The organism is Streptomyces sp. NPDC060031 (genome assembly GCF_042736805.1).
GTDB lineage: Bacteria > Actinomycetota > Actinomycetes > Streptomycetales > Streptomycetaceae > Streptomyces.
Map to the genome: position 1 here is coordinate 1 of NZ_JBHWVM010000196.1, position 2,719 is coordinate 2,719.

The window sequence follows — 2,719 nt, forward strand, 5'->3', positions numbered from 1 at the left end:
GCCCGGCCCCGGCCCGCTGCGGGGCGGCTCCGCCCCGGGGGCCACCGCCTGCCGCGTCGCCGGCCACGGCTCCGCCCCGGGGGCCACTGCCCGCCGCGCCGCGGGCCCCACGCAGGCCACGCTGCCGTGATTGGCCCGCCCGCCCCACCGGGGGGCGATCTACCGTGCCCCCATGGACCGCACGCTCGCCGCCGACCTCGCCCGTCTCCCCGAACTCCTCGACGCCACCCGCCGCGCCGCCGCCGACGCCCTCGCGACGCTGGACGCGCGTCCCGTCGTACCGCCGCCCCCGGCGCACACGCACACGCACACACCGGCCCCCGAGCCCCTCCCGGAGCACGGCGCCGGCACGGACGCGGCCCTGGCCGCCTTCCAGCGGCGCTGGGCGCCCCGCTTGTCGGCCTCCGCCGGGCCCCGCTACCTTGGCTTCGTCACCGGCGGCGCCACCCCCGCCGCCCTCGCCGGGGACTGGCTGACCGCCGCCCACGACCAGAACTCCAACTCCGCCTTCGACGGCGCCGGCCAGGACCTCGAACGCGAGACGGTGGGCTGGCTCCGCCAGCTCTTCGGCCTCTCCGCCGCCCACACCGGCACCTTCGTCAGCGGCGCGACCATGTCCAACACCGCCGGCCTGGCCATCGCCCGGGAATGGCTCGGCGAACGCGCCGGCGTCTCGCCCGCCGAGGACGGCGCGGCCGCGCTCGGCCCGGTCCGCGTCCTGTCGGGCGCCCCCCACTCCTCCATCGCCAAGGCCCTGTCCGTCCTCGGCCTCGGCCGAAAGTCGCTGGTCCCCGTCCCGACCCTGCCCGGCCGCGAGGCGGTCGACCCCGCCGCCCTGGACCGGGCCCTCGCCGACACCCGAGGCCCGGCCGTGGTCGTCGCCAACGCCGGCACCGTCAACACCGTCGACTTCGACGACCTGCGCGCCGTCGCCGCCCTCAAGGACCGCCGCGACTTCTGGCTGCACACGGACGCCGCCTTCGGCGCCTTCGCCGCGCTCTCCCCGGAACACGCCCACCTCACCGCCGGACTCGATGCCTCCGATTCCCTCTGCATCGACCTGCACAAGTGGCTCAACGTCCCCTACGACAGCGCCGTCCAGTTCACCCGCCGCCAAGACCTCCAGGCCCGCGTCTTCCAGAACTCCGCCGCCTACCTCGGCCCCCTCGGCGACCACCCCGACCTGGTCCACCTCACCCCGGAGAACTCCCACCGGCTGCGCGCCCTCGCCGCCTGGTTCACGCTCCGCGCGTACGGCCGCGCGGGCCACCGCGAGATCGTCGAGCGCGACATCGCCTGCGCCCGCGCACTCGGCGAAGAGCTCGCGGGCGACCCCGAGTTCACCCTCCTGGCCCCGGTCCGCCTCAACGTCGTCTGCTTCACCCTGGCCCAGGACCCCACCCCGGCCCGTCTCACGGCCCTGCGGGAAGCCGCCGCCGGGGAGGTCTTCGTCACCCCCACCGTGCACGCGGGAACCCCCGCCCTGCGCGCCGCGTTCTCCAACTGGCGTACCACGCAAGCGGATGTACGCCGGGCCGCACAGGCCCTCCGTACAGCAGCAAGGGAGCTCACGTGACGGCCCTGCCCCTGACCCTCGCCGAGGTGGAAAGCCTGGCCCGCGCCGCGCACGAAGGCCAGACGGACAAGGCCGGCCGCCCCTACGCCGAGCACCTCGCGGCCGTGGCCGAAGGCGTCCGCGCCCGCGGCGGCAGCGCCGAACAGCAGGCGGCGGCCTGGCTCCACGACTCCGTCGAGGACGACGCCCTGAGCGCGGAAGAACTCGCCGGGATGAACGTCCCGCAAGGGGTCAAGGACATGGTCCTGGCCCTCACCAAGCACCCGGGCGAACCGCTCGAGCAGTACGCGGCCCGCATCCTCGCCGCCCCGGGCGCCCTCCTCGTCAAAGAGGCCGACCTCGCGCACAACGCGAACCCGGCGCGCCTGTCCGTACTGGACGCCCCCACGCGCGAGCGCCTGTCCGCGAAGTACGCCTATGTCCGCTCGCTGCTCGGCCTCGCCGCGCCCTGACTATGCCCGGTGCACGTGTTGTTGGCGGAAATGTATCGGCGACGATTCGCCACGGGGCGGATAGCCGGGGCCTGTTGGTGGGAGGATGGTCCATGTGGGGGTGTGCGCGGCCGTGCGCCCCAGGCCGACCAGGGGACGACCGAAGGTGTGATCAGTAGTGGCCATTTCGCTGTCAGTCGTGGTTCTGTTGGCGGTCATCCTCGTGGTGCTCGTCCGCGGCAACCACATCAAGGCCGGCCCCGCGATCGTCGCGGTCCTCTTCGGCTTCTTCCTCGCGTCCAGCTCGATCGCCCCGGACGTCAACCGCTTCCTGAACTCCCTCGCGGACACCATCGCGGGCATCAAGCTCTAGAAACGCATCAGGGCCAGGTCGAGGAAACATCCTCTGACCTGGCCCTGAGCCGTCTGGAGCGGGTGACGGGAATCGAACCCGCGTGCCTGGTGTCGCATCTGCGGACGAGGCGGCCGACGGGGCTCAGAAGAGTTCGCCGAGCCGGATGGATCCGGGACCTCGTGTAGCTCCAACTCCGTCCCCCTCTACGGCGCCTTCTGGCCCTTGGACCCACAGAGACCGGTCGCGGGGAGTGCCTGCGTGGGCTAGTGCCGGATCAGGCAACGTTTGCCCTGTCGACGACGGCGCGTAGGCGCCGGTCATCGGCGTGGCGGTTTCGCCAGATGATGTAGCGGCGGA

Annotated in this window: 3 protein-coding genes and 1 pseudogene; 3 read left to right on the forward strand and 1 reads right to left on the reverse strand. The window is 73.6% G+C overall.

From position 1 onward, the window contains the following. Positions 1 to 172: 172 nt before the first annotated feature. From ACFWB8_RS36920 to ACFWB8_RS36930, 3 genes are all read left to right on the forward strand, one after another. Positions 173 to 1,576, forward strand: coding sequence for a pyridoxal phosphate-dependent decarboxylase family protein (locus tag ACFWB8_RS36920; RefSeq protein ID WP_385237661.1), 1,404 nt, complete (start codon positions 173 to 175; stop codon positions 1,574 to 1,576). Next, positions 1,573 to 2,028, forward strand: coding sequence for an HD domain-containing protein (locus ACFWB8_RS36925; RefSeq protein WP_385237664.1), 456 nt, complete (start codon positions 1,573 to 1,575; stop codon positions 2,026 to 2,028). Before ACFWB8_RS36920 ends, ACFWB8_RS36925 begins: the two co-directional genes overlap by 4 nt. 157 nt (positions 2,029 to 2,185) lie before the next feature. Next, the gene (locus tag ACFWB8_RS36930) at positions 2,186 to 2,380 is read left to right on the forward strand and encodes a hypothetical protein (protein ID WP_030297273.1); all 195 of its coding nucleotides are present in this window, start codon (positions 2,186 to 2,188) and stop codon (positions 2,378 to 2,380) included. Between the two features lie 256 nt (positions 2,381 to 2,636). On the opposite strand, the pseudogene ACFWB8_RS36935 reads toward ACFWB8_RS36930, so the two are convergent. Next, positions 2,637 to 2,719: pseudogene (locus ACFWB8_RS36935) on the reverse strand (transposase); the annotation flags it as partial.

Bases quoted from the DNA above. Each gene is read 5' to 3' on its own strand.
- ACFWB8_RS36920 (WP_385237661.1), top strand. From the start codon at position 173: ATGGACCGCACGCTCGCCGCCGACCTCGCCCGTCTCCCCGAACTCCTC.